General features: G+C 72.8%; 26 protein-coding genes. 12 read left to right on the top strand and 14 right to left on the bottom strand.

Going from position 1 to position 23172, the window contains the following annotated elements; genetic code table 11:
• Nucleotides 1–94 precede the first annotated feature (94 nt).
• Complete coding sequence (gene snpA / locus ACIG3E_RS05185) at nucleotides 95–775, top strand: snapalysin (protein WP_399611437.1); 681 nt, start codon at nucleotides 95–97, stop codon at nucleotides 773–775.
• 5 nt (nucleotides 776–780) lie between these two features.
• Here snpA and ACIG3E_RS05180 read toward each other — a convergent pair whose 3' ends face one another.
• From ACIG3E_RS05180 to ACIG3E_RS05170, 3 genes are all read right to left on the bottom strand, one after another.
• Nucleotides 781–2739: an FUSC family protein gene (locus tag ACIG3E_RS05180; RefSeq protein WP_399611435.1), complete on the bottom strand. Its 1959-nt coding sequence runs from the start codon at nucleotides 2737–2739 to the stop codon at nucleotides 781–783.
• Nucleotides 2740–2937: 198 nt separating this feature from the next.
• Entirely contained in the window at nucleotides 2938–3954 is a 1017-nt protein-coding gene (locus tag ACIG3E_RS05175) for an endonuclease/exonuclease/phosphatase family protein (RefSeq protein WP_399611432.1), read from the bottom strand.
• A 57-nt stretch (nucleotides 3955–4011) separates the two neighbouring features.
• Nucleotides 4012–4875 carry a hypothetical protein gene (locus tag ACIG3E_RS05170; protein WP_399611429.1) on the bottom strand — a complete coding sequence of 288 codons (864 nt, stop codon included), beginning with the start codon at nucleotides 4873–4875 and terminating at the stop codon, nucleotides 4012–4014.
• Between the two features lie 148 nt (nucleotides 4876–5023).
• On the opposite strand from ACIG3E_RS05170, the gene ACIG3E_RS05165 reads away from it, so the two are divergent.
• Complete coding sequence (locus ACIG3E_RS05165) at nucleotides 5024–5401, top strand: hypothetical protein (RefSeq protein ID WP_399611427.1); 378 nt, start codon at nucleotides 5024–5026, stop codon at nucleotides 5399–5401.
• Nucleotides 5402–5472: 71 nt separating this feature from the next.
• On the opposite strand, the gene ACIG3E_RS05160 is transcribed toward ACIG3E_RS05165, so the two are convergent.
• A complete protein-coding gene (locus ACIG3E_RS05160) occupies nucleotides 5473–6744 on the bottom strand; it encodes an SGNH/GDSL hydrolase family protein (protein ID WP_399611425.1) in 1272 nt (423 codons plus the stop codon).
• A gap of 145 nt (nucleotides 6745–6889) precedes the next feature.
• On the opposite strand from ACIG3E_RS05160, the gene ACIG3E_RS05155 reads away from it, so the two are divergent.
• Nucleotides 6890–7798: a LysR family transcriptional regulator gene (locus ACIG3E_RS05155; RefSeq protein ID WP_399611422.1), complete on the top strand. Its 909-nt coding sequence runs from the start codon at nucleotides 6890–6892 to the stop codon at nucleotides 7796–7798.
• On the opposite strand, the gene ACIG3E_RS05150 is transcribed toward ACIG3E_RS05155, so the two are convergent.
• Together ACIG3E_RS05150 and ACIG3E_RS05145 are read right to left on the bottom strand one after the other, a co-directional pair.
• Nucleotides 7795–8190 carry a hypothetical protein gene (locus tag ACIG3E_RS05150; protein ID WP_399611419.1) on the bottom strand — a complete coding sequence of 132 codons (396 nt, stop codon included), beginning with the start codon at nucleotides 8188–8190 and terminating at the stop codon, nucleotides 7795–7797. The genes ACIG3E_RS05155 and ACIG3E_RS05150 overlap by 4 nt on opposite strands.
• A 74-nt stretch (nucleotides 8191–8264) precedes the next feature.
• Nucleotides 8265–9008 (bottom strand): TetR/AcrR family transcriptional regulator, encoded by a 744-nt coding sequence (locus ACIG3E_RS05145; protein ID WP_399611417.1) that lies wholly within the window; start codon nucleotides 9006–9008, stop codon nucleotides 8265–8267.
• 135 nt (nucleotides 9009–9143) lie between these two features.
• On the opposite strand from ACIG3E_RS05145, the gene ACIG3E_RS05140 reads away from it, so the two are divergent.
• The gene (locus tag ACIG3E_RS05140; RefSeq protein ID WP_399611414.1) at nucleotides 9144–10709 is read left to right on the top strand and encodes an MFS transporter; all 1566 of its coding nucleotides are present in this window, start codon (nucleotides 9144–9146) and stop codon (nucleotides 10707–10709) included.
• A 345-nt stretch (nucleotides 10710–11054) separates the two neighbouring features.
• A complete protein-coding gene (locus ACIG3E_RS05135; RefSeq protein WP_399611411.1) occupies nucleotides 11055–11294 on the top strand; it encodes an SH3 domain-containing protein in 240 nt (79 codons plus the stop codon).
• A 266-nt stretch (nucleotides 11295–11560) separates the two neighbouring features.
• On the opposite strand, the gene ACIG3E_RS05130 is transcribed toward ACIG3E_RS05135, so the two are convergent.
• Genes ACIG3E_RS05130 through ACIG3E_RS05120 form a run of 3 tightly spaced genes read right to left on the bottom strand, consistent with a single transcriptional unit; the run spans nucleotide 11561 to nucleotide 13233 of the window.
• Nucleotides 11561–12337 carry an SDR family NAD(P)-dependent oxidoreductase gene (locus ACIG3E_RS05130; protein WP_399611409.1) on the bottom strand — a complete coding sequence of 259 codons (777 nt, stop codon included), beginning with the start codon at nucleotides 12335–12337 and terminating at the stop codon, nucleotides 11561–11563.
• Nucleotides 12330–12800 carry a cupin domain-containing protein gene (locus ACIG3E_RS05125; protein WP_399611407.1) on the bottom strand — a complete coding sequence of 157 codons (471 nt, stop codon included), beginning with the start codon at nucleotides 12798–12800 and terminating at the stop codon, nucleotides 12330–12332. Before ACIG3E_RS05125 ends, ACIG3E_RS05130 begins: the two co-directional genes overlap by 8 nt.
• Nucleotides 12790–13233, bottom strand: a complete 444-nt coding sequence (locus tag ACIG3E_RS05120) for an ATP-binding protein (RefSeq protein WP_399611405.1) — start codon at nucleotides 13231–13233, stop codon at nucleotides 12790–12792. The genes ACIG3E_RS05125 and ACIG3E_RS05120 overlap by 11 nt, the downstream gene beginning before the upstream one ends.
• Before the next feature lie 88 nt (nucleotides 13234–13321).
• Between ACIG3E_RS05120 and ACIG3E_RS05115 the strand changes: the two genes are divergently transcribed.
• Together ACIG3E_RS05115 and ACIG3E_RS05110 are read left to right on the top strand one after the other, a co-directional pair.
• Nucleotides 13322–14173, top strand: coding sequence for a Scr1 family TA system antitoxin-like transcriptional regulator (locus tag ACIG3E_RS05115; protein ID WP_399612171.1), 852 nt, complete (start codon nucleotides 13322–13324; stop codon nucleotides 14171–14173).
• Nucleotides 14133–14330: a DUF397 domain-containing protein gene (locus ACIG3E_RS05110; RefSeq protein ID WP_399611402.1), complete on the top strand. Its 198-nt coding sequence runs from the start codon at nucleotides 14133–14135 to the stop codon at nucleotides 14328–14330. The genes ACIG3E_RS05115 and ACIG3E_RS05110 overlap by 41 nt, the downstream gene beginning before the upstream one ends.
• A gap of 5 nt (nucleotides 14331–14335) precedes the next feature.
• Here ACIG3E_RS05110 and ACIG3E_RS05105 read toward each other — a convergent pair whose 3' ends face one another.
• On the bottom strand, nucleotides 14336–14848 hold the full coding sequence (locus tag ACIG3E_RS05105; protein ID WP_399611400.1) for a GNAT family N-acetyltransferase: 513 nt from the start codon (nucleotides 14846–14848) through the stop codon (nucleotides 14336–14338).
• Nucleotides 14849–14987: 139 nt separating this feature from the next.
• On the opposite strand from ACIG3E_RS05105, the gene ACIG3E_RS05100 reads away from it, so the two are divergent.
• Nucleotides 14988–15581 carry a DUF4291 domain-containing protein gene (locus tag ACIG3E_RS05100; protein WP_399611397.1) on the top strand — a complete coding sequence of 198 codons (594 nt, stop codon included), beginning with the start codon at nucleotides 14988–14990 and terminating at the stop codon, nucleotides 15579–15581.
• Nucleotides 15582–15612: 31 nt separating this feature from the next.
• On the opposite strand, the gene ACIG3E_RS05095 is transcribed toward ACIG3E_RS05100, so the two are convergent.
• Nucleotides 15613–16296 (bottom strand): TetR/AcrR family transcriptional regulator, encoded by a 684-nt coding sequence (locus ACIG3E_RS05095; RefSeq protein ID WP_399611395.1) that lies wholly within the window; start codon nucleotides 16294–16296, stop codon nucleotides 15613–15615.
• Nucleotides 16297–16573: 277 nt separating this feature from the next.
• On the opposite strand from ACIG3E_RS05095, the gene ACIG3E_RS05090 reads away from it, so the two are divergent.
• Together ACIG3E_RS05090 and ACIG3E_RS05085 are read left to right on the top strand one after the other, a co-directional pair.
• Complete coding sequence (locus ACIG3E_RS05090; protein WP_399612168.1) at nucleotides 16574–17521, top strand: esterase/lipase family protein; 948 nt, start codon at nucleotides 16574–16576, stop codon at nucleotides 17519–17521.
• A gap of 86 nt (nucleotides 17522–17607) precedes the next feature.
• A complete protein-coding gene (locus tag ACIG3E_RS05085; RefSeq protein ID WP_399611392.1) occupies nucleotides 17608–18474 on the top strand; it encodes an LLM class flavin-dependent oxidoreductase in 867 nt (288 codons plus the stop codon).
• Between the two features lie 98 nt (nucleotides 18475–18572).
• Here ACIG3E_RS05085 and ACIG3E_RS05080 read toward each other — a convergent pair whose 3' ends face one another.
• Complete coding sequence (locus ACIG3E_RS05080; RefSeq protein ID WP_399612166.1) at nucleotides 18573–18911, bottom strand: hypothetical protein; 339 nt, start codon at nucleotides 18909–18911, stop codon at nucleotides 18573–18575.
• Nucleotides 18912–18916: 5 nt separating this feature from the next.
• On the bottom strand, nucleotides 18917–20545 hold the full coding sequence (gene ctaD / locus ACIG3E_RS05075) for a cytochrome c oxidase subunit I (protein ID WP_399611389.1): 1629 nt from the start codon (nucleotides 20543–20545) through the stop codon (nucleotides 18917–18919).
• 106 nt (nucleotides 20546–20651) lie between these two features.
• On the opposite strand from ctaD, the gene ACIG3E_RS05070 reads away from it, so the two are divergent.
• Together ACIG3E_RS05070 and ACIG3E_RS05065 are read left to right on the top strand one after the other, a co-directional pair.
• The gene (locus ACIG3E_RS05070) at nucleotides 20652–21188 is read left to right on the top strand and encodes an RNA polymerase sigma factor (RefSeq protein WP_399611387.1); all 537 of its coding nucleotides are present in this window, start codon (nucleotides 20652–20654) and stop codon (nucleotides 21186–21188) included.
• Entirely contained in the window at nucleotides 21181–22011 is an 831-nt protein-coding gene (locus ACIG3E_RS05065; RefSeq protein ID WP_399611384.1) for a hypothetical protein, read from the top strand. The genes ACIG3E_RS05070 and ACIG3E_RS05065 overlap by 8 nt, the downstream gene beginning before the upstream one ends.
• Before the next feature lie 18 nt (nucleotides 22012–22029).
• On the opposite strand, the gene ACIG3E_RS05060 is transcribed toward ACIG3E_RS05065, so the two are convergent.
• Nucleotides 22030–23025 (bottom strand): SGNH/GDSL hydrolase family protein, encoded by a 996-nt coding sequence (locus ACIG3E_RS05060; protein WP_399611382.1) that lies wholly within the window; start codon nucleotides 23023–23025, stop codon nucleotides 22030–22032.
• Nucleotides 23026–23172 lie beyond the last annotated feature (147 nt).

Genomic DNA, 23172 nt, shown 5'->3' with positions numbered 1-23172 from the left:
CGCCAGCTGCCATCATCCGCAAGACGCCCGGCTCCCCGACACTCACGGATACCGAAACGTTCATCTTTCACCGAACGAGTAGGGAGCCCCCCACATGCACAAGCGTTATGTGTCCGTCGCCGCCGCGCTCGGACTCGCGGTCGCCGCGCTCGGCACCTCCTCCGTCGCTTCGGCGGCCACGTCGGCCGACTCGGCCAAGGCCGCCAAGACCACCGCGTCGTCCTCCTACGCCGGGTACACCGGCTCCGCCGAAGAGGCCGCGGCGAACAAGGCGTTCTTCGCGGCCGTCGTCAAGGCGGTCGCCGAGAAGCGTGCCGCCAACCCCGGCGCCCAGGCCGTCACGGTGACCTACAGTACCCAGCGCGCCCCGTCGTTCCGGCAGCAGATCGCCGCGAGCACCTCCATATGGAACGCGGCCGTCTCCAACGTCAAGCTCCAGGAGGGCACGAGCGGTACGAGCTTCGAGTACCGCGAGGGCAACGACCCGCGCGGCTCGTACGCGAGCACCAACGGCCACGGCCGCGGCTACATCTTCCTCGACTACCGGCAGAACCAGCAGTACAACTCCACCCGCGTGACCGCCCACGAGACCGGCCACGTGCTCGGCCTTCCCGACCACTACTCCGGCCCCTGTTCGGAACTGATGTCCGGCGGCGGCCCCGGCACGTCCTGCCAGAACGCCCAGCCGAACGCGCAGGAGCGGGCCCGCGTCAACCAGCTCTGGGCCAACGGTTTGGCCAAGGCCATCAAGCAGGTCCAGGCCGCCAAGCACTGACCTCGCTAGGGCCGCGGTGACGCGATCGCGCGGGCCGCGGCCACTTCCTGGCGGAGGGGTTCGAGGACGCTGTCCTTGGGGCCCGTGAACTCCACGGGCACCGGGACGAGCACCTCCACCTCCCGGAGCGCGGCAGCCAGTTCGCGCAGCTGACGCACGACTTCCCCGGCCTCCGCCCCCTCGGGGGCGGAGGCTCCGTGCCGTACGCGCACCCGCGCGGCCGTGGTCGCGTCGACGATCCGCTCCACGGCCACCACCAGCGGCCACCACGCGGCGGCCCGCGCCCCCACGGGTGGCGGCTCGGTCAGCGCCCGCTGGAACTCGGTGCGGATGTCGGACAGGTCGCGGTACAGGCGCCGCCGCATCCGGGCCCGCGCGGCGGGATCGCCCGCGGCGCCGTCCTTGCCGAACGCGCACTCCACGTACTCCGCCGTGTCGGCGACCGCGTCCGCGAGCCGGTCCCCGATCCGCGTGTGCCAGCTCTCCGGCCACAGCAGATAGCCCGCGACCAGCGCGATGGCGCAGCCGATGAGGCTGTCGAGCAGCCGGGGCAGGACGAGCCCGAAGCCCTGGTGGTTGAGGACGTCCGACAGGAGCAGGATCACCGGGGTGATGGCGGCGGTCTGGTAGCCGTATCCGCGCGGGGTGAGCGCGGGGATGAGCATGGCGAGGACGAGCACCACGGGCACGTCCCACCAGCCCCGTTCGAGGGCGGCGAGCACCGCGGCGGCCACCACGAGGCCCACCGCCGTGCCGACGGCCCGCATCACCGCGCGCGAGAACACCGAGCCGAAGTCCGGCTTCAGGACGAAGGTGACGGTGAGAGCCACCCAGTACGAGCGCGGCACGTCGATGAGGGACACCAGGGACTGCGCGATGCCGATGCACAGCGCGAGCCGCAGGCCGTAGCGCCAGGAGGCCCCGGAGAGCACGACGTTGCGGGTCGCGCGCCGGGCCCGCACGCGCAGCGCGGCGGGCCGCCCGAGCCGGTCGTCGGCGTGCACGGCGGTCAGCGGGTCGGGGTCGGCGAGGGTGTCGGCGGCGTGCCGCAGCGCCTGGTACACGGCGCGGGCCGCGGCCCCGTACGTCCCCGGCAGCTCCGCGGGCAGGCCGAGCCCGGCGGGCTCCGCGCCGGGGCCGCGCGCGATGGCGGCGGCGAGCCGGCGGGCCGCCTCGGGCAGTTCGGGCGGCAGCTCCTCGCCGTACTGGTGGGCGGCGGGCGCGGCCTCGACGACCGGGGTGATGGCGTTCAGCTCGGCGATGAGCCGCACCAGGTCGGGGCTGCGGCCGTGGTCGCGGGCGCGGCGGGCCAGGACGAGGTCGTAGGCCTGGTTGAGCTGGGCGGTGACGGCGGCGCGGGCCTCGTCGTAGGCGTCGTCCCCGGTGTGTGCGGTGCCCGCCGTCTCCAGGAGCGCGGCCACCTTCTCGTACGCGGCCGCGACGGCGGCCCGTTCGGGTACGCCGGACCGCAGCGGCCAGGCGAGCAGCGCGAGCACAAGGACGAGCAGGCCGCCGCCGGTCATCAGGGCGGGGGCCAGCCACCACGCGCCGGGCAGTGGCAGGCCCGCGCCGATGACCGCGTTGAGCAGCAGCAGGAGCCCCGACACGGAGGCGACGGCGCCGATCGTCGACATCATCCCCGAGACCAGGGCGATGACGGTCACCGCGGCGACCGTGGCCCAGCCGTGGCCGTGGGCCAGCGAGCCCAGGGTGACGCCGAGCGCGCCGAACAGCTGCGGGACGGCGATGTTGAGGATCCGCATGCGGTACGCGTCGGCGGTGTCGCCGATCACGCCGGACAGGGCACCCATGCTGGCGAGCGCCCCGTAGGCCGGGTGGCCCGCCGCCGTGCCGATCGCCAGGGGCAGGGCCATGGCGATGGCGGCGCGGGCGACCGCCGCCCAGGGGACGGGGGCCGGTTGGGGCTTGAGCGACCTGACGAGCCAGTCCGGTGGGCGGGGCATACCGCCATTATCGCCGGGGCTCGCTTTGACCTGCGCTTACGGTCGCGTGCCCTGCCGGGGGCTCCCCACGCCGGAGGGGCTGGATTTTTCAGCCCGTCCGGCGTTTGAGGACGAGGCGCGGAGCGCCGATAGAGCGGGGGCACGGGGGCGGCAGCCCCCGGATCGGGAAGGGGCGGGCCTGGGGCGCCCCGCGAGGGATTAGCGGCGGTGCAGGGTCAGGTCAAGGAGTACCGCGCGGTGGTCCGTGTTGCCGAGGGTCAGGAAGCTGGCGGAGCGCGCGGCGAAGTCCGGGGTCGTGAGGACGTGGTCGATCTGCGCGCCGAAGGGCCGCGGCAGCAGCGTGGGCCAGGTGGGCGTCCGCGAGGCCCCGGCGAGCCGCGCCCCGTCGTGCAGCCCCGTACCGAGGATGCGCCGGAACGCCGCGTGGTCCTGCGTGGCGTTGAAGTCCCCGGCCAGGATGGTGGGCCGCCCGTCCCCCGCCGCGGCGAAGTCCCGCAGGGCGCCGAGCTCGCCGCGCCAGCGGTCGACGTCGCCGGGCGTGGGCGGCATGGGGTGGGCGAGCTGGAGCCGTACGGCCACGCCCTTGACGTCGGCGACGGCCCCGGGCATGCCCAGCGTCCCGCGCACGCCCTCGGCCCGCTTCAGCGGCACGTCGGCGAGGATGACGGACCCGTCGGCCCCGTCGCCCCCGGCGGCCACCCGGTGGGGGTAGGCCGACTTCGGCAGCCCCTCGCGCAGCGTGTCCTGGCAGGCGCGGTCGCACTCGGAGACGAAGACGAGGTCCGGCTTGTGCTCGCGTACGGCCTTGACCAGGCCGGGGGCCCCGTGCCCGAACTCGACGTTGGCGGCGAGCACGCGCAGATCGGCCAGGGGCGGCCCGTCGGGCTCCACGGCCTTCCCGTACGGCTCCATGAACCAGGCGAGCCCGCCGAGCACGGCCACCGCCCAGACGAGCCCGACGCGCCAGCGCCCGTACGCGGCGAGCAGCAGCGCGAGCACGGCGGGCGCCAGGAGCCAGGGCAGGAAGGCGAGGACCTGCGGCACGGGCGTGACCGCGTCGGTGTCGGCGGCGCGGCAGCCGAGGACCGCGCTCACCCCGGCGAGCAGCAGGCCCGCCGTCCAGGCGGAGGTCCGCCACCGGCCAGGGCGCCGGGCGGGGGCGTCGTCGGGGAACGGGTCCTCGGGGGCGGTGGGCGGTGCCGTCGCGTGCTCCAAGGGGCGGCCTTTCCTCGACGGGGCGCCCGCCGGGCGGCGCGCTGTCCGAATCCCCCCTTAGAGACGTGGCGGGCCCGCGGAAAGTTTCCCGGGGCGGCTGCGGGAGAGCCACCACGCTCCGGCCGCCACGAGAAGACCGAGGCCCACCAGGACCCAGGCCGTCACGCGCAGGCTCTCAGTGAGCGCGTCGTAGACGGCGCCCGCGGCGGCCCGGGACACGTCCGGGGGCAGGTCGTCCAGGGTGAGCGCGCGGCCGACGGCGACGGCGGCGGCGAGCACGGCGGCCCCGGCGGCCGTGCCGAGGGCGGTCGCGAGGACGGCGCGGCGGCGGCGCACCGCGAGGAGGATGCCGCCGACGGCGAAGACGGCCGCGGCGACGGGCAGCCAGAGGCCCGCGGCCTGGAGCATGCGGAACACCTTCCGGTAGTCGCTCAGGTCCTGCGCCTTCATGACCGTGACCTCGGTGTGGCGCACCGGGATGCGGTCGGCGAACGGCACGCCCTCTTCCGTGAGCCGCCGTTTGACCTGTTCCGTGATCGGCGCGAGGTCGATGCGCACCTCGCCGTCGGAGTCGTTCTCCAGGGCCTGTTCGACGGCCGCGTGCGCGGCGCGGTTGGCCGCGTTCCAGGCGGTGCGGAAGGCCGCGGTGCCGGTGAAGGAGCCCACGGCGTCCCGGACGAACGACTCGACCGTGGACTGGAGCGGCCCCGCGTCGATCTCCTTGACCACGGAGTCGGTGACGGCGTCGGCGACGGCCGCCCGCACCGCCGGGTGCGAGGACAGGGGCGCCATCGTGGCGACGTACCGGTCCGTGTCGTGGATCTCGTACGCCGCCCAGGTCGAGACCACGCCGAGGGGCACTAGGAGGCAGGCGAGGACGAGCAGGACGGCACAGAGAGCGGCGCGCGGGCGTGGGGGCACGCCACCCAGGCAAGGCCCCGGCCGCGCCGGGCGCGACCGGGGTGACTCCGGATGGAGCAGGCCGTGGACCGCGCGCTCCGGTGGAGCGCGTGGCCGCGCGGGTGTTTCCTGGGAGGAGGCCGCAGGGCCCGAGCAGAGAGGAACCGCCATGGCACTCACCGCACACGGATCCCCCGGCATCCGCAGCCTCTCCCACGCCTGGGCGGGGCCCCTCGTCCTCGCCGTCGTCTACGGCGTCTGGGCGGCGGGCATCCACCGCGAGGGCGGCCCCATCACCGGCGGGAACGTCCTGTACGGCGTGGTCACCGGGGTGGTCTTCGGCGCCCTGTACGCCGCCGTGCGCCGCTTCGCCCCCGGCCTGCCGCGCGAGCTGCGCGCCGCGGCCTGGGCCGTCTTCGCGGGCGTGAGCTTCGGCTTCCTGTACAGCCTCACGGACGCGAGCGTGCTGCGGTCGACGGGCATGGCCGCGGTGGTCGCGGGCGGCGTCTTCGCGGCGACCTTCTACCACTTCTACACGCGCGAGTAGCCCGCGGCGGAATCTCTTCCCGCTCTGGAACGAACGTTCTATCCAGAGCGGGAACAGAAGAGGGCGCGGGGCTAGAGGGTGTTCAGGTCGACCGCGCGGGCCATGGCCCGGTACCCGGCGTCGTTCGGGTGCAGGTGGTCGCCGCTGTCGTAGGCGGGCCGGATGCGCTCGGGGTCCGCGGGGTCGGCGAGGGCCTTGTCGAAGTCGACGTACCCGTCGTACGCGCCGGACGTCCGCACCCAGGTGTTGAAGGCGTCGCTGACGGCGGCGGCGCGCTCGCCGTAGTGGTCGGAGCCGCCGAACGGCACCAGGGTGGCGCCCACGACCTTGAGGCCCTTGGCGTGTGCGGCGCGGATCAGCTTCCGGTGGCCGTTGATGAGTTCCTTCGCGGTCACGACCGGCGCGGGCTTGTACAGGGGCTTGTCAGTCTCGCTGAAGCCGATGTCGTTGACGCCTTCGAGGACGACGACGGTCCCGGCGTTCGGCAGGTCGGTGACGTCCCGGGCGAACCGCGTGGAGCTCTTGTCGCCGAACCACGCCGAGTCGTTGAGGACGAGGTTGCCGCCGATGCCGGAGTTGACGACGGGGCGGGCCTTGCCCGCCTTGGCGAGGCGCTCGGCGAGGGCGTCGGACCAGCGGCGGTTGAGGTCGGCGGAGGAGCCGAAGCCGTCGGTGATGGAGTCGCCGAACAGGACGACTCCGTCGCGCTTCGCGGGCCGCTCGCCGCGTACGTCGACGCCCGAGAGGTAGTACCAGGACTCGGTGGACTCGCCGAAGGCGCGGCCGCCGGTGTCGGTGAGGTGGTCGCCGGTGGCGCGGTAGCTGGTCGCGAAGGACTGGGCGTGGAAGGTGGCGGGCCCGGTGGTGCCCGCGAGCCGGAGCGTCACGGTGACGGAGTCGAAGCGGTCCAGGCCGAGCGCGGCCGCGTCGCTGGAGAGCTGCCCTCCGGCCGGGATCGTGACCGCGCGCTCGCCGCCGAAGGTGAGGCGGCGCAGCGTGCCCTTCTCGACGGCGGCGCCCTTGGTGCCCTCGGTGCGCGCGACGGTGGCGCCCTCGATGCGCAGCGGGGACGCGCCGTAGGCGTTGGAGAGGCGGATGCGGGCCCGGTCGCCGCCCTGGGTCACGCGCACCACCTGGCGCAGCGTGTGGCGGTCGAAGCCCGCCTCGGACCAGTTGGGCTTGAAGCCGATGCTGGGGCGCTGCGGGGCGGCGGCCCAGGCGGCGTTCCACCGCGTGTCCTTACCCGCGGGGGCGGTGGAGGCGCTGGCCCCGGCTGCGGAGAGGCCCGCGACGAGGGCGAGTGCGGTGGCGGCGACGACGGACCTGCGGGGGCGCGAAGACATGGCGGATCCTTGGAAGTTGAGGTGGGGCGGGCCAAGGCCAACGATCCGCCGCCGCCCGCGGCCGATCAACGGCGATCCATGAAACGATCACCACGCTCTGACTTATCGATGCAGGTCAGATGGTTACCAGGGGGAGGGGCCGGGGATGGAACGGCAGGAGCTGGAGACGTTTCTGACGCTCGCCGAGGAGCTGCACTTCGGGCACACGGCGGAGCGCCTGCGGCTCTCGCAGGCGCGCGTCAGCCAGACCGTGAAGAAGCTGGAGCGCGCGATCGGCGGCACGCTCTTCGAACGCACCAGCCGCGTGGTGCGGTTGTCGCCGCTCGGGCGTCAGCTGTACGAGGACCTGGCGCCGCTGCACCGGCTCATGGAGGAGGCGGTGGCCCGCGCCAAGGACGTGGCGCGCGGGGTGGAGGGCGAGTTGGGCGTCGGCTTCCTCGGCGCGGGGGCCGGGGCGCTGACCCAGCCCATCCTCAAGCTGTTCCGCGAGCGGTGCCCGCGGTGCGAGGTCCGGATGCGGGAGACCCAGTTCCAGGATCCGCTCGGGCCGCTGCGGTCCGGGGAGGTCGACGTGCTCTTCACCTGCCTGCCCGTGCGCGAGCCCGACCTGACCGTCGGACCCGTCGTCATCAGCCAGCCCCGCGTCCTGGCGATGCCCGTGGGCCACCGCCTTGCCGGGCGTGCCTCCCTGTCCTGGGAGGACCTGGCGGGCGAGACCTGCTTCGGGGTGGTGAACAGCGCGCCGTCCTACTGGTGGGACTTCCAGGTGCCGCCGCGGACGCCGTCCGGCCGGGAGATCAAGCGGGGGCAGGCGGTGGCCACGTTCCAGGAGCTCATCACGCTCATCGCCACGGGGCAGGGGGTCTCGCCGGTCATCGCCTCCGTGGAGACGTACTACTCCCGGCCCGACATCACCTTCGTACCCGTGCCGGACCTGCCCGCGGCGGAGGTGGCGGCGGTGTGGCGCACGGGCACCCTCTCGGCTCCCGCCCAGGCCTTCACGCAGGCCGTCCACGACGCCCTGGCGGCCAACGGCGGCCCGGCGACGTTCTAGGCGTCGGCGGCGTCGTTCGTACAGAGGGCCCAGATGATGAACGCTCCGATGGCCAGGGAGATCAGGGCCCACAGGGGGCTGTAGGGGAGCCAGAGGAACTGGGCGACCATGGCCACCGCGGCGAGGGCGATGCCGGTCGCGCGGGCCCATTCGGCACCCTTGAGGATGCCCCAGCCCGTCACCGCCACCAGGACTCCGAGCACGAGGTGGATCCAGCCCCAGGCGGTGAGGTTGAACCTGTACACGTAGTCGCCGATGCGCGCGTACACGTCGTCCCTGCCGATGCCCGCGATCCCCGTGAGCACCCCGAGGGCCCCGTACACGAGCATGAGCACACCGGCGAAGAGCGTGCCGCCCGACGCCCAGGCGCTCTTGTCGTCTCCATAGGTCATGGCCCGAGCGTCCGGCGGCCGTAGGGGGGACGGCCACCGGAGCGGGCCATTGGAGGGACCGGGGTCCTCCCGCGTCAGGGGGCGACGTGGGTCTCCAGGCCGTCGAGGATGCACGCGATGCCCACCTCGAAGTACCCCTGGCGCGCACTGCTCGCGTCGGCGCCCTGCGGCGACATCGCGTACATCTTCCGCAGGCGCGGATACGCCTGCACCGCGTCGGCCGCCGTGGGCCGCACCGTGTCGTGCCACTCCTGCTCGGTGCGGCCGCTGCGCGCGACCGTGGTGAGGTACGCGGCCTCGGTGGTGGCGATGCCGATGACGTACGCCCAGATGGTCTTGACGGCGATCTCGGAGGTCTCCAGGTCGAAGCCGCCCGCCTCGAAGAGGCCGAGCATCTCCTCCGTGAGCCCCATCATGTTCGGCCCCAGGTGGGCCATGCCCAGCTCGCCGAGGACGGAGGAGATCCACAGGTGCCGAAGGAGCGTCTCGCGGACGTTCTCGGCGAACTGCTTGGTCGCGGCGCGCCAGTCGTCGCGGGAGCCGGAGGCGGGCGTCGGCACTTCGATCTCGCCGTAGATCCGGTCGACGGCGAGCTCGATGATCTCGTCCTTGTTCGACACGTGCGTGTAGAGCGAGGTGGCGCCCGCGTTCAGCCGCGTGCCCAGCTTGCGCATGCTCAGGGCCTCCAGGCCCTCGGCGTCGAGGAGCGCGATGGCCTCGGAGACGATCTGGTCGCGACTGAGCGCGGGCTGTTCCCGGCGCGGTCGCTGCGGCCGGGTCCAGACGGAGATCGCGGTCGGCTTCCCGGTGCGCGGCATGCGGCCACCCTTCTTTCTGCTCCGACGTGACGCCCCCACCCTAGCGCAGAATGCGAACAGTGTTCGGAGCTTGCGAACAGTGTGCGGCGTGCGTACAGTGTTCGGTGTCAGCGAACGACGTACCGAGGAGGTCCGATGGACGGGCTTGCAGCGCAGGGCACGGACGACCGGGGGGAGGGAACGGGCGGTGAGACCCCGGTGCGTGACCCGCGACGTTGGCTGATCCTCGTCGTGCTGTGCCTGAGCACGCTGGTCCTGGTCGTGGACAACATGATCCTGACCGTGGCGATCCCGCCCATCGCCGAGGACATCGACGCCACCGCCTCCGACATCCAGTGGATCCTCGACTCGTACATGCTGGTCTTCGCGGGCCTGCTGCTGACGTCCGGTTCGCTGTCGGACCGCTTCGGGCGCCGCAAGGTGATGGTGCTCGGCCTGGTCCTCTTCGGCGGGGCCTCACTGATCGCGACCATCGCGAACAGCCCCGAGCAGCTGATCGCGGGCCGCGTCCTCATGGGCATCGGCGGCGCGCTGATCATGCCCAGCACCCTCTCGATCCTCATCACCGTCTTCGACGAGGACGAGCGGCCCAAGGCCATCGCGGCCTGGAGCGCCGTGGCGATGGTCGGCCTCGTCGGCGGCCCGGTGTTCGGCGGCGCCCTGCTCGGCCACTTCTGGTGGGGCTCGGTCTTCCTGATCAACCTGCCCATCGTGGGTCTCGCGATCCTCGCCGCGCTCATCCTGATGCCCGAGTCCAAGGGCCCCTGGCGCAAGGCCGACCCGCTCGGCATCGCCCTGTCGGTCGTCGGCATGGTCGCCCTGGTGTGGACGATCACCGAGTGGCCGAAGGAGGGCTTCGACTCCCCGAAGGTGTTCGTCGCCGGGATCGTGGCCGTGGTCGCCCTCGTCAGCTTCGGCTTCTGGGAGACGCGCGTCGACGAGCCGATGGTCCCCATCGAGCTGTTCCGCAACCGCGTCTTCACCGGCGCCAGCTTCTCGATCGTCCTGCTGACCTTCGCCAACGGCGGTCTGCTGCTTGTCCTGACCCAGTACCTGCAGTTCGTCCTGCACTACTCGCCGACGAAGACCGGCTGGGCCTTCGCGCCGCTCGCCGTCGCCTCCCTCGTCTTCAACACGCTGGGCGCCACGCTCGGCCAGAAGCTCGGCAACCGCTTCCTGGTGGCGGTCGGTCTCACCATCACCGCCGGCGGCTTCTTCACCCTCACCACGCTTGAGCCCGGTGACGGCTTCGGCATCGTCGCCATCGCCATGGTCCTGATGGGCATGGGCGGCGGCCTCGCGATGCCCGCCGCCGTGGCCGCCCTCATGAGCGCGGTTCCCGGTGAGCACGCCGGTGTCGGCTCCGCCCTCAACGACACCGTCCAGCAGGCGGGCGCCGCCCTCGGCGTCGCGATCCTCGGCTCCGTCCTCTCCAGCACGTACGACAAGGAGATGCCCGCGTCGGCCGGTGACGTCGCGGACAACTCCGTCGTCGAAGGCCTCGCCGAAGCCGCCCGCACCGGGAACGCGGCCCTCGGGGACGCGGTCCGGTCCGCCTTCACCGAGGCGATGTCCGCGACCTTCGTGACCGGGGCGGCCGCCGTCCTCGTCGCCGCGGTCCTCTCCCTCTTCCTGATGAAGCCCGGGCCCGAGGCCCCGGCCGTCGACGAGGACCGGGAGCCGGACCTCGTCTCCCACTGACCCTGGCCCCTGGGCCTCGAACAGGCCCTGACCCAAGGTCTCCCTTCTACGGGGCCTGACCCCAGGCCCCCACCACGGGGCTTCGGCCCTGGGCCCTCGGCGGGTCACCTCCCGCCAGGCCCTCCATAGATCCCCCGGCGACACCCGCGATCCTCCCCCGGCTCGCGGGTTGTCGCCGTTTTGGGGACCACACCTGGCCTGATCCGCGCGAACAGATGGCCGATGCGGTGTGAACGAGGCGGATTGCGCCGAAACCTCCTTCAGGCCCTCGGTGCACGGGCGAGGGACCGTCGCAGAAGTGAGGAAGAGATGGCTTCTACACCCAGGCAGCCCTACGGAACCGTCGTGAACGAAGCGGGAGTCAACGTGCGGGAGTTCCCCAGCACGGACTCCTCCACCGTCGCCAGGCTGCCCTACAGGGAAACGGTCGGCCTGCGCTGCAAGGTGAGGGCTCAGGTCATCGACGGCAACGCGGTCTGGTATCTGCTGCGCGACCGCCCGGGATGGGTCTCGGCCCGGTACGTGGACAACACCGGCACGGTGAGGATCTGCGGCGACGCGGCCGCCGACGACACGGAGGGCTAGCGGGCGCCAGGCCCTGGCCCAGGACCGCCACCGGCCCGCCCGGGCTTGGCGCGGGGCGCTACCGCGCAGTGGGCGTCCCTGCCGCTACCGCGGCGGGTGCTTTCCCACCCTCCCACCCGTAACTCCCCAGCTCCGCAGGCAGGGCTCCGACGCGAAGCGCTTGCCCGTGGCGGCGCGCAGCGCGGCCCCGTGTCGCCAGGGCCGTAGGGAGGCCTCCGGTGCAGGAGCGGGGGCCGCGCTGGAGGGGTGGGGGGCTGACCGTCAGGTCACCAGGTGGGGCGGGCGCTTACGCCGCCGTCCACGGTGAGGTCCACCCCCGTGATCCACGAGGCCCCCGAGGACGCCAGGAACACGCAGGCCGAGCCCACGTCCTCCGCCCGCCCGAGGCGGGAGAGCGGCGCGGCCCGCCCCCACCGCTCCACCCCGTCGGGCCAGTCCTCCGCGAGCCCGGGCCGCCCGATGAGCCCCGGCGACACGCTGTTCACCCGCACCCCCACCGCCCCGTACTCCACCGCCGCCGCCCGCGCGAACATGATCAGCGCCGCCTTCGACGCGGCGTAGTGCGCGTGCCCCGGCGCGGGCTGGTGCCCCTCGATGGAGGCGATCTGCGTGACGCTGCCGCCGCCCTCCTGCGCCCCCATGACCTCGGCCGCCGCCTGCGTACAGGCGAACGCACTGGTCACATTGGCCTCCTGAAGCTCCCGCCAGTCGCCCACGGACATGCCGGGCAGCGGCTGCACGGGCTGCACCCCGGCGTTGTTCACCAGCGCGTCGAGCCGCCCCCGCCAGTCGTGGGCCGCGCCGACGAGCCGTCGGCACTCGCTCTCCTCCCGCAGGTCCGCCGCCACGACCAGCGCGTCCCCGCCCGCCGCACCGATCTCCTCGGCCAACGCCTGCGCCTGCGCGACCTGTTGGCGGCAGTGCAGGACCACCGCCGCCCCGGCCGCCGCGAAGCTCCGGGCGATCCCGCCGCCCAGCAGGCCGCTGGCCCCGGTCACGAGGGCCACGCGGCCCGCCAGCGAGGGAAGTTCGGGGTCAGTCACGGCACAGCTCCCTGATCAGTTTCGCTCGGCTCGGGTACGCGGCGGCGAGCGCGCCCGCCTCCCCGCCCTCGTAATCCTCGTCCATGAACCCGGGCGCCATCGTCGTACCGAAGAACGCCCACGCGCCCCCGCCCCGCACCCGCGCGCCCATCCACGTCCCCGCCGGTACGACGACCTGGAACTCCCCGCCGTCCCCGCCGAGGACCCGCACCTCGTCGCTCCCGTCCGGGTGCAGGAGCAGCAGCTCCAGCGCGTCCCCCCGGTAGAAGTGCCACACCTCGTCGATCGGCAGGCGGTGCAGCGCCGAGAAGTCGCCCGGCTCCGACGTCAGGAGCATGACGATCGCCGTCCCCACGGGGCGCCCCGCCGCGTCCGGCGGCCCCGCCCACGTCCTGCGGTACCGGCCGCCCTCGAACTCCAGCGGCACCAGCCCGTGCTCGGCGATCAGTTCCTCAGGGGTCACCGTCCACGCCCTTCCCGTCGTCGCACTCGAACCAGATGGTCTTCCCCGCGCCACCCGGAAGGACCGTAACGTCCCACCGGTCCGTCACCGCCGCCACGAGCCTCAGCCCGTGCCCGCCCTCCGCCGGTTCGCCGTCCCCGCCCTCCGCCGGTGCGGGCAGCACCGGGCTGCCGTCCATCACCTCCACCCGGAGCCCTCGCGGCCGCCGCACGATCAGCACCGCGCACCGGCGGTCCGGCACGTGCCGGACGACGTTCGCGACCAGCTCGGTCAGCGCCAGCTCCGCGTCGTCCGCCAGCCCGGCCAGGCCCCAGCGCCCCAGGTACGTCCGCAGGATCCGCCGCAGTGGCCGCGCCGAGTGCTCACCGACGGTGAAGCTCATCCGGTAGCTGCCGCCAACTCCTTGGTCAAGGAGGTCAGTTGCGTGATTCATGTCACTCAGGCTGACGCGCTCCGCATACCCTTGGCTACGCAACGAGACCAACGCCGAGGGGCGTTTGACGCCGGGGGTGAACCTATCCGTGGTACGCATCAACGAGCTGGACCCAAGCGCGTCCCCGCTGGACTTCTACGGATCGGAGCTCCGCCGCCTGAGAGAAGGGGCGGGCCTCAACCAGGCCGAGCTTGGCAGCTGCATCTTCTGTACGGGTTCCCTTGTCGGCCAGGTCGAGACCGCGAAGAAGGTCCCCACCCGGGACTTCTCCGAGCGCCTCGACGCCGCGCTCGGCACGGATGGGACCTTCTCGCGGTTGGTAGGCCTGGTGCTGCGTAGCCAGTTGCCGACCTGGTTCCAGGCATTCGCTGAGATGGAAGCCCGGGCGACGTACGTCTCCACCTTCCAGGCGCAGTTGGTTTATGGCCTGCTGCAAACCGAGGCCTATGCGCGAGCCGTGCTCGGAGCGAGGACTGACGACAATCTCGATGCGCGTGTGGCCGCGCGAATGGAACGCCAACGCATCCTGGCCCGCGAGCACCCGCCGCTGATGTGGGTGGTGCTCAGTGAAGCGGTGCTGCACCAGGAAATTGGTGGCCGCGAGGTCATGCGGAATCAACTGTCCCACCTGTTGCAGGTGAACGAACAGCGCGAGTGGGTGAGGGTGCAGATCCTCCCGTTCAAGGCCGGTGCACATGCGGGCCTACCAGGTACGTTCACCATGCTCCGGTTCGACGATGACCCGGACATCGTCTACACCGAGGACTTCATCCAGGGCCACATGACGGCCAATCCTCAGGCTCTCAGGGAGGGTTCGCTCCGTTACGATCATTTGCAGGCGGCCGCACTCCCCGTTGAGGAGTCGTCGGCGCTGATCGCCCGCGTAATGAAGGAGCGCTATGGGGACCAGCCAGAACCTGACGGGCACGGAGTGGCGTAAGTCGTCGTACAGCGCGGACACCGGCGGTGAATGTCTTGAGGTCGCCGAACTGCCCGGCCCCCACATAGCCATCCGCGACAGCAAGTGGCCCGACGGGCCCCACGTCACCGTGTCGGCCACCGCCTTCGCGGACCTGGTGCGCGGGGCCCTCACGTAGGCCGGTCAGGCCACCCGCACGTGAAGGTGGCCGTTCAGGGGATAGTCCGGCGGGAACGGGGCCAAGACCTCGGCCAGGTCGTAGCCGCACTTGTGCGCGACCCGGCACGACGCCTCGTTGTCCACCTGGTGCAGGAGCGACAGACGCGTCAGCCCCTGCGCGGCGAACGTGGTGAAGGCCCAGTCCGTCAGGGCCTCCAGCGCGCGGGGGGCGACCCCCCGGCCGCGCGCCGGGGCGGCGGTCCAGTAGCCGACCTCGGCGGACGCCGGGTCGGGGCCCTCGCGCTTGAGGACGACCTGCCCGAGCACGCGGTCCTCGGCCGAAGGCTCCGTAACGGCGAAGGCGAAGCGGTCACCGGCCTCGCGGGCCCGCTCGTGGTCCTCGATCCAGCGAACCGCGGCCGCCTCGTCCTCGGGGCCGCGAAACGCCCAGCGGCGCAGCGCGGCGTCGCGGTAGATCTCGACCAGCTGTGCGGCGTCGGCGGCCCGCCAGGGGCGCAGGGTGACGGGCGGCTGCATGCGGCTCAACTCCTCGGCGACGGGCGCCGCGTGGCGCAGACGCAGGATACCGATCTCGGGGCGGAGCGCCCCGCGAGGGCACCGGGCCGGAGGGAAAACCGCTGGCGCGAGCCCCTGCCCGGCCCGCACGCTGGGCCCCGTGGAACACCCCAAGCACCAGATCCGCGCCGCCCACACCGCCACCACCGTGACCGTCTACCAGGCGTACGCACCCCACATCGGGGAGCCCACCGCCCGCGACGGGCGGTTTCCGGCCGCGTGGCGGCGGGAGCGGATGACGTGGATCAAGCCCTCGTTCCTGTGGATGATGTACCGCTGCGGCTGGGGCACGAAGGAGGGCCAGGAGACGGTCCTCGCCCTGGAGATCAGCAGGGAGGGCTTCGACTGGGCCCTCGCGCACGCGTGCCTGTCGCACTACGAGCCGGGCGTGCACGCGGACGCGGCGGACTGGAAGCGGCGGCTCAAGCAGGCGCCCGCCCGGGTGCAGTGGGACCCGGAGCGCGACCTCCACCTGCGTCCGCTCCCGTACCGGTCCCTCCAGCTGGGCCTCGCGGGCGAGGCCGCCCGGCGGTACGCGGACGAGTGGATCGTGTCGGTCACCGACGTCACCGAGCGGGCCCGACGCGTAAGGGAGTCGGTGCGCGGGGGAGACCTCGACGGGGCCCGTGCGCTGCTGCCGGAGGAGCCCGAGTACCGGGGCGGGGACGGGACGCTCGCCCATCTGCGCCCGTGACGACCGAGCGGACCGAGCCCCCGCGGGGCCGTCAGGCCCGGCCCGGCCCGGGCCCGGGCGGCGGCTGAAGCAGACCCATGAACATCCGCATCAGCTCGTCCACGATGGTGTCCAGGTCCGCGTCCACGTACCCGGTGGTCCAGTCGTACAGCAGCGCGTTGACCGCCCCGACGAAGCCGAGCGCGGCCACGCGGTAGTCGCGGGCGCCGATCTCGCCGCGCGCCGCGGCCTCGTCTAGGGCGGCGACGAGCAGGCCGACCCAGCCCTTGCGGGCCTCGAGGCGCTGCTTCTCCAGCTCCGGCGTGACGCCGGTGACCTCCACGAAGGCGATCCGCACGAGGTGCGGATGGGCGGTGAGCACGCGCGCGTACGCCCGGAACGCGGACTCCACGCGCTCGCGCACGGTGCCGTCGGCCACCTCGGCCAGGGCCGCGAGGACGGCGGCCTGCGCGGCCTTCTGGACGTGCTGGTGCAGGGCCGCGAGCACCTCTTCGAGGTTGCGGAACTCCTCGTAGAACTGGCGGGTCGACAGGCCCGCGCGGGCGCACAGGGCGGCGACGGACGCGGCGCGGTAGGCGCCGGGGCCCGTGCCGAAGAGGTCGACGCCCGCGTCGAGGAGGCGCCGCCGCCGCTCCGCCTTGCGCTGCTCGGCCGACTTGCCCCCGTACGCCCGCGCGGGCCGCCGCCCCGCCCCGCCCGGCCCATCCGCTTCCACCGCTGCCGCCCCCTCACCTGCCGCTTCGCCAACTCGCCGCACCCGTAGGGAAATTGTCCCGCGCACGCCTCTTGCGCTGGCGCCGCCCCGCTCCTACTTTCAAGTAACCAAATCTGAAGCGGTGTCGTTTCAGATTGTCTCTCGTCGCTGTGTCATGGCCATGACCTTCCCCTGGCGCGTCCTCGTGACGCCCTCACCCCCCGCACGTGCCAGCTCGCTCGAAGGGACAGGAACCGTGAACGGAACATTCGCACCGGGCCGCCGTCTGCCGCGCTCCCTGCGGCGCGCCGCCGCCGTCGTCGTGCCCGTCGTCCTCGCCGCCACCGCGCTCACCGCCGCCGGGGCCCCGGCGGGCGCCGCCGAGCAGCCGCGCAAGCCGTCGTACCCCGTCGGCGGGGTCGCCGACGGCGTCCGCAACTTCTTCGTCAGCCCCAACGCCGTGACCGGTGTGAACGACTGGAGCTGCAAGCCGTCCGCCGAGCACCCCAACCCCGTGGTGCTCGTGCACGGCACCGGCGTCAACCTCGGCGCCAACTGGGTCACGATGGGCCCGACCCTCGCCAACGAAGGCCACTGCGTCTACGCCTTCAACTACGGCATGGGCAGCCCGTTCAACTTCGGCGGCCGTGTCGGCGGCCTCACCGGCATCGCCCAGTCGGCCGGGTCGATGAGCGCGTTCGTGGACAAGGTGCTCGCGTCGACCGGCGCGAAGAAGGTCAGCGTCGTCGGGCACTCGCAGGGCGGCATGATGCCGAACTACTACATCAAGCGGCTCGGCGGCGCGAAGAAGGTCGACCGGCTCGTCGCGCTCGCCCCCACCAACCACGGCACCACCCTCAGCGGCCTGGTCGAACTCGGCCACGCCCTCGGCGTCATGGGCCTGGTCAACGGCGCGTTCGACCATCTGAACCTCCAGGGCCTCAAGGACCAGGAGGAGGGCTCGGACTTCCAGAAGGCCCTGTTCGCGGACGGCGACACCGTCCCGGGCGTGCGCTACACGGTCATCGCGACGAAGAACGACCTCGTCTCGACCCCCTACAGCCAGGGCTTCCTGAAGGGCGACGACGTCCGCAACATCGTGGTGCAGGACCAGTGTCCGAAGAACCCGGTGGGCCACGTCGGCCTGTTCACGGACGGGCCGACGACCCAGGACGTCGTCAACGCCCTGGGCGCCGACAAGCCCGACTTCAAGCCCAGGTGCGAGGGCTACGGGCTGCCGTTCTGAGCCTGGCCGCCGGTCCGGGGGCGGCGCTCGGCCGCGTGGGGCAAACCCATTGCCGCCGTTCCCGGGCCCGCGCCACCATGCCTCCCATGCGCTTCTCGATCAACATTCCGAACTTCGGTGACTTCGCCGACCCGAGGACGGTCGCGCGGGTCGCCGTCGCCGCCGAACAGGCGGGCTGGGACGGCCTGTTCGTCTGGGACCACGTCGTGCACGACAAGGCCGCGCAGGCGGGCAAGCCCTTCGGGGACCCCTGGATGCTCCTGACCGCCGCCGCGCTCGCCACCTCGCGGCTGCGGCTCGGCACCCTGGTGACGCCGGTGGCCCGCCGTCGGCCCCACCAGCTGGCCCGGCAGGTCGCCACCCTGGACGCCCTGTCCGGCGGCCGGGTGATCTTCACGGCGGGGCTCGGCGGGCCCATCGACGACGAGTACGGCAGCTTCGGCGAGCCCACGGACCCGCGCGTCCTCGCCGGGCTCCTGGACGAGGGCCTGGACCTCCTGAGCCGGTACTGGTCCGGGCAGCCCGTCAGCCACGAGGGCCCGCACTTCCAGGTCCGTGACGTCACGCTGCTGCCCGCGACCGTGCAGCGGCCCCGGCCGCCCGTGTGGATCGGGGGGTTCTGGCCGAACCGGGCCCCGATGCGCAGGGCCGCGCGGTGGGACGGGGCTGTGCCGCTCTTCGAGTCGGCTCGGCACGGGTGCGTTCCGGCTCTCGCCGAGGTGCGCGATCTTGTGGGCTACCTTCGGGGGCAGCGCCCTGACGGGGGCGGGGGCTTCGATCTTGTGCTGGGTGGGGCTACGCCCCTCGACCCCGGGGCCGCGCGGGATGTGGTTGCGCCCCTGCGCGACGCGGGTGCTACCTGGTGGGACGAGAGGCAGGTCCAGACCGGGCCCGGTCTGGATCGGCTGGCTCCCGTTCTCCGGCGGGTGGAGGCCGGGCCTCCTGCGCTTTAGGCGTTCGTCTGCGGGCGTGTGGGGGCTGGTCGCGCAGTTCCCCGCGCCCCTTTGGGGCGCTCCACCTTAGGGCGCTCCACCTTAGGGGCGCTCAGCCCTCACACCCCGGCGATCACCAGCAAGAACAACAACAGGCCCAGCAGGGTTCCCGCCAGGACGCGGCGGCGGAGGTCTCGGTAGCGGGTCTCGTACTCCGTGCGGAGTTCTTGGCAGCGGATGGCCGTGTGGCGCCAGGTGTCGCGGGTGAGGGCCATGTGGTCCTCGGCGTAGGCCCGTTCCACCTCCTCGCGCTGGGCCTGGGTGAGCCAGTCGAGGCGGGCGGTGAACCGGGCGGCCGCCGCGCGGCTCTCCGTGCGGGCGGACTCCACCAGGAGGTGGCCCTCGATCTCGTGGATGAGCAGGGCCGCTTCCGCCGGGGCCACCGGGCGGTCGTCCATCGCGGTCACAGGGAGGCCCTCTCCGTAGGCTCCGGCGCGGGCGCGAGCTCCGTCGCGATCTCGGGGTGGCGCAGGTCGAACGCCGGGGACTCGGAGCGGATGCGCGGCAGGGAGTGGAAGTTGTGGCGCGGCGGCGGGCAGGTCGTCGCCCACTCCAGGGAGCGGCCGTAGCCCCAGGGGTCGTTCTCCTCGACGTACGCGCCGTACTTCGCGGTCTTCCAGACGTTGTAGAAGAACGGAAGGAGGGACATTCCGAGCAGGAACGAGAAGATCGTGGACAGGGTGTTCAGGCCGGTGAAGCCCTCCGCGTCCAGATAGTCGGGGATGCGGCGCTGCATGCCCGCCGCGCCCAGCCAGTGCTGGACGAGGAACGTGCCGTGGAAACCGATGAAGAGCGTCCAGAACGTGATTTTCCCGAGCCGCTCGTCGAGCATCTTCCCGGTGAACTTGGGCCACCAGAAGTGGAATCCGGAGAACATCGCGAACACGACCGTGCCGAAGATGACGTAGTGGAAGTGCGCGACCACGAAGTACGAGTCGGTCACGGCGAAGTCCATCGGCGGGGACGCCAGGAGCACCCCGGTCAGGCCGCCGAACACGAAGGTGATGAGGAAGCCGACCGCCCACAGCATCGGGGTCTCGAAGCTCAGCGAGCCCTTCCACATGGTGCCGATCCAGTTGAAGAACTTCACCCCCGTCGGCACCGCGATGAGGAACGTCATGAAGGAGAAGAACGGCAGCAGGACGCCGCCCGTCGCGTACATGTGGTGCGCCCACACCGTCACGGAAAGGCCCGCGATGGCGATGGTCGCGCCGATCAGGCCCATGTAGCCGAACATCGGCTTGCGTGAGAAGACGGGAATGACCTCGGAGATGATGCCGAAGAACGGCAGCGCGATGATGTACACCTCGGGGTGGCCGAAGAACCAGAACAGGTGCTGCCAAAGGAGCGCCCCGCCGTTCGCCACGTCGAAGATGTGCGCGCCGAACTTCCGGTCCACTTCGAGGGCGAACAGCGCCGCCGCGAGCACCGGGAAGGCGAGTAGCACCAGGACGCCGGTCAGGAGCACGTTCCAGGTGAAGATCGGCATGCGGAACATCGTCATGCCGGGCGCGCGCATGCAGATGATCGTGGTGATGAAGTTGACCGCGCCGAGGATCGTGCCGAAGCCGGAGAAGGCCAGACCCATGATCCACATGTCGGCGCCGATGTTCGTCGCGTGCGCGGCGTCCGTGATCGGCGCGTACGCGGTCCAGCCGAAGTCCGCCGCCCCGCCCGGGGTGAGGAAGCCGCCCACCGCGATCAGCGAGCCGAACAGGTACAGCCAGTAGGCGAACATGTTCAGGCGGGGGAACGCCACGTCGGGGGCGCCGATCTGGAGCGGCATCAGCCAGTTCGCGAAGCCCGCGAACAGCGGGGTCGCGAACATCAGCAGCATCAGCGTGCCGTGCATCGTGAACGCCTGGTTGAACTGCTCGTTCGACATGATCTGGAGCCCCGGGCGGGCCAGCTCGGCGCGCATGAACAGCGCCATCACACCGCCGATGCAGAAGAACGCGAACGCCGTCACCAAATACAGCGTGCCGATCGTCTTGTGGTCGGTGGTCGTCAGCCACTTCACGGTTGCCCTCATGCCCCGTACGTGTCCGGGACCGGCCGGGACGTCACCGCGAACCCCTGCCACGAAGGTCACAGCGCCCGGGTGTGAAGATCGGGGACATGCCGGACACCTACGGTTCATGAGCACGGACGAAGCCTTCGCGGCCGCCTACCGCGAGCACTACTGGGCGGTGAGCCGCTTCGTGGCGCGCAGACTCGGCGCGGGCGAGACGCACGAGGTCGAGGAAGTCGTCGCGGAGGTCTTCGCCATAGCCTGGCGGCGCCGCGCCGAGCTGCCCGAGAACGCGCTGCCCTGGCTGTACGGCGTCGCCCGCAACTGCCTGGCCAACACGGTGCGGGGCCTTGGCCGCTACCGCCGCCTGCTGCACCGCATCGGCCACCACGAGGCCACCCGGCACGGCCAGGTCGTCACCGGACCCGACGCCGACGCGCCCGGCGCCTGGGTGCACGAGGCCCTCGCCCGGCTCTCGCCCGCCGACCAGGAGGCGCTGCGCCTGACCACCTGGGAGGAGCTGGGCGTCGACGACCTGGCCGTCGCCCTCGGCTGCGGCCGGAGCGCCGCCGCGATGCGGCTGCACCGGGCCCGAAGGCGCCTTCGCGCGGAGATCGACCGGATGCGGATGAACGTAACGGCAGGAGACGGGACCCATGACTGACGAACTGGACCTGCTGCGCGCGGCCGACCCCGTGTCCGCCACCGCGGGCCCCTGGCGCGACCGGCCGCTCGACGCCCGCGCGGAACGCGGCCTCAACCAGCTCCTGTACACCACCCGGCGCCGGGCGCGGCGCCGCGTCGTGCTGTGGGCGGAGGCCGCCGCCGTCGCGCTCGCCGCGGTGCTCGTGCTCACCCTGCCCGACCTCGCGGCCACGTCCGCCACGGCCGCGCCCCGGGCCCTGCACCCGCGCGCGGGCTCCGCCGCCGTGCCGCTCGCCGAGGTCGCCGAGCGGGCGCGGGCCGCCGCGCGCGACGGCGAGCCGGGCCTGCGCGCGGGCAGCCACGTGCGGACCTGGAGCCTTCCCGCCAGGTCCGGGCCGCGCGCCGAGCCGCCCGCGGGGATGGGCAGGCCGCCGCACACCCCCGCCGGGCTGCGCGCGTATCTGACGGACGCCTACGACCGGGGCGCGGGCCGCCGCTCGGGTCCGCTCACCGCGGACCAGCTCCTCGACGTGCTGCCGCGGCTCCTCGACACCTGGACGCTCGGCGCCCGCGAGAGCGCCGCGCTCGCCCGCGTCCTCGCCGACACCGAGGGCCTGCGGCCCGCGGGGGCGATCACCGACCGGCTCGGCCGCTCCGGGCAGGCGTACGTGCACGGGTCCGGGGCCGGGCGCGCCGGTGCCGACGCGCTGCGCCGCATGTTGATCCTCGACCCGGGGACGGGGGACGTGCTCGGCTTGGAGGTGATGTTCACCAAGGCGCAGCCGCGGATCGAGGCGCGGGCGGGGGACGTGCTGACGTACAGCGCGTGGCGTCGGGACTGAGCCCTTCCCGGGCCCGGGTCAGCGCCGCGTGGCCCGGGCCACCGTGTCCGTGACCGCCTGCCCGATCCGGCGGATGCCCGGTGAACGCACCGGGCAGGGCCGGGACTTCGGGGTCGTGGGAGCCAGGCAGAAGTGCAGGTAGTCGTCGCCCCGGTGCAGCGCGGTGCGGCCGTCCGGCTCCGTGCAGTACACCGGGTGCGCGCGCTCGTCCGCCGTGCAGGGCAGCTCCCGCACCCACCGGTAGCGGTCCGACGCCGGGGAGACCGCCCGGCCCGCGTCCGACACCAGGTCGCCGGAGGCGGCGGCCTGGCGCCGGTACAGCTCGTTCACGCGGCGCACGCGGTCGGGCGTCATGACGTCCGGGCCCTGCGACACCCACACCACCTTCGGCCGCGCCGCGCCCACGTCCCGCGCGGCCTCCCTGATCTGACCGGTCAGGCGCCGCGCGTCGGCCGCGTACCGCGTGAAGTACGTGGCGCGCTGCTTGTCGTACGTGACGCCGCCCATGCACGGCGTGTAGCCCCAGGAGTTGCCCCAGAACTGGAGCACCACGAAGTCGGGCCGCAGCTTGCGCACGAGCGTGGCCGCCTTGTCCCCGTCCGGTACGAGGGAGTCCTCGCCGGTGCCTTCCAGGTAGTCGCACAGGGTCGTGCCGGAGTAGGGGGCGCTGGTGTAGCGGGCGGCGAGCCGGTCGCGCAGGAGGTCGCCGAGGACGTCCTGGTTCTCCATGGCGAGGGAGTCGCCGAGATAGAGGACGCGGGGCGCGGGCTGGGGCCCGGCCGCGCGACCGCCCGGCGCGCCGGGCGACTTGGGGGACCTGGGAGACTTCCCCGGCGCGTCCGGCTCCGCCTGCTGCCGGTTCGTCTGCGACGGCGGGCCCGACCCGTCCGTGCGCGAGGCCGCGGGCGGATCCTGCGCGGGCGCCCCGCCCGAGCCGTCCTCCGCGCCCGGGTCCCCGCAGGCCCCGAGCAGCAGCATCCCCGCGACGACACCACCGACCAACTGCTTCCGCATCCGGCAACTCCCGGCTCGGCGAACGAAATCGGCCCCCTAGGACAACACACGGGCGCGCCCGGCGGAAGCCACTCACGAGACTGCTTTACCTGGGGCGTAATCGCGCCGGGCGGCCCCCGCACGGCACTGTGAGGGCACCGAAGGCCG

The sequence above is a fragment of the Streptomyces sp. NPDC053474 genome, assembly GCF_044544845.1.
In the GTDB taxonomy this organism is placed as follows: Bacteria; Actinomycetota; Actinomycetes; order Streptomycetales; family Streptomycetaceae; genus Streptomyces.
Note: the sequence above shows the minus strand (reverse complement) of the source record. Positions and strands in the feature narration are given on the sequence as shown.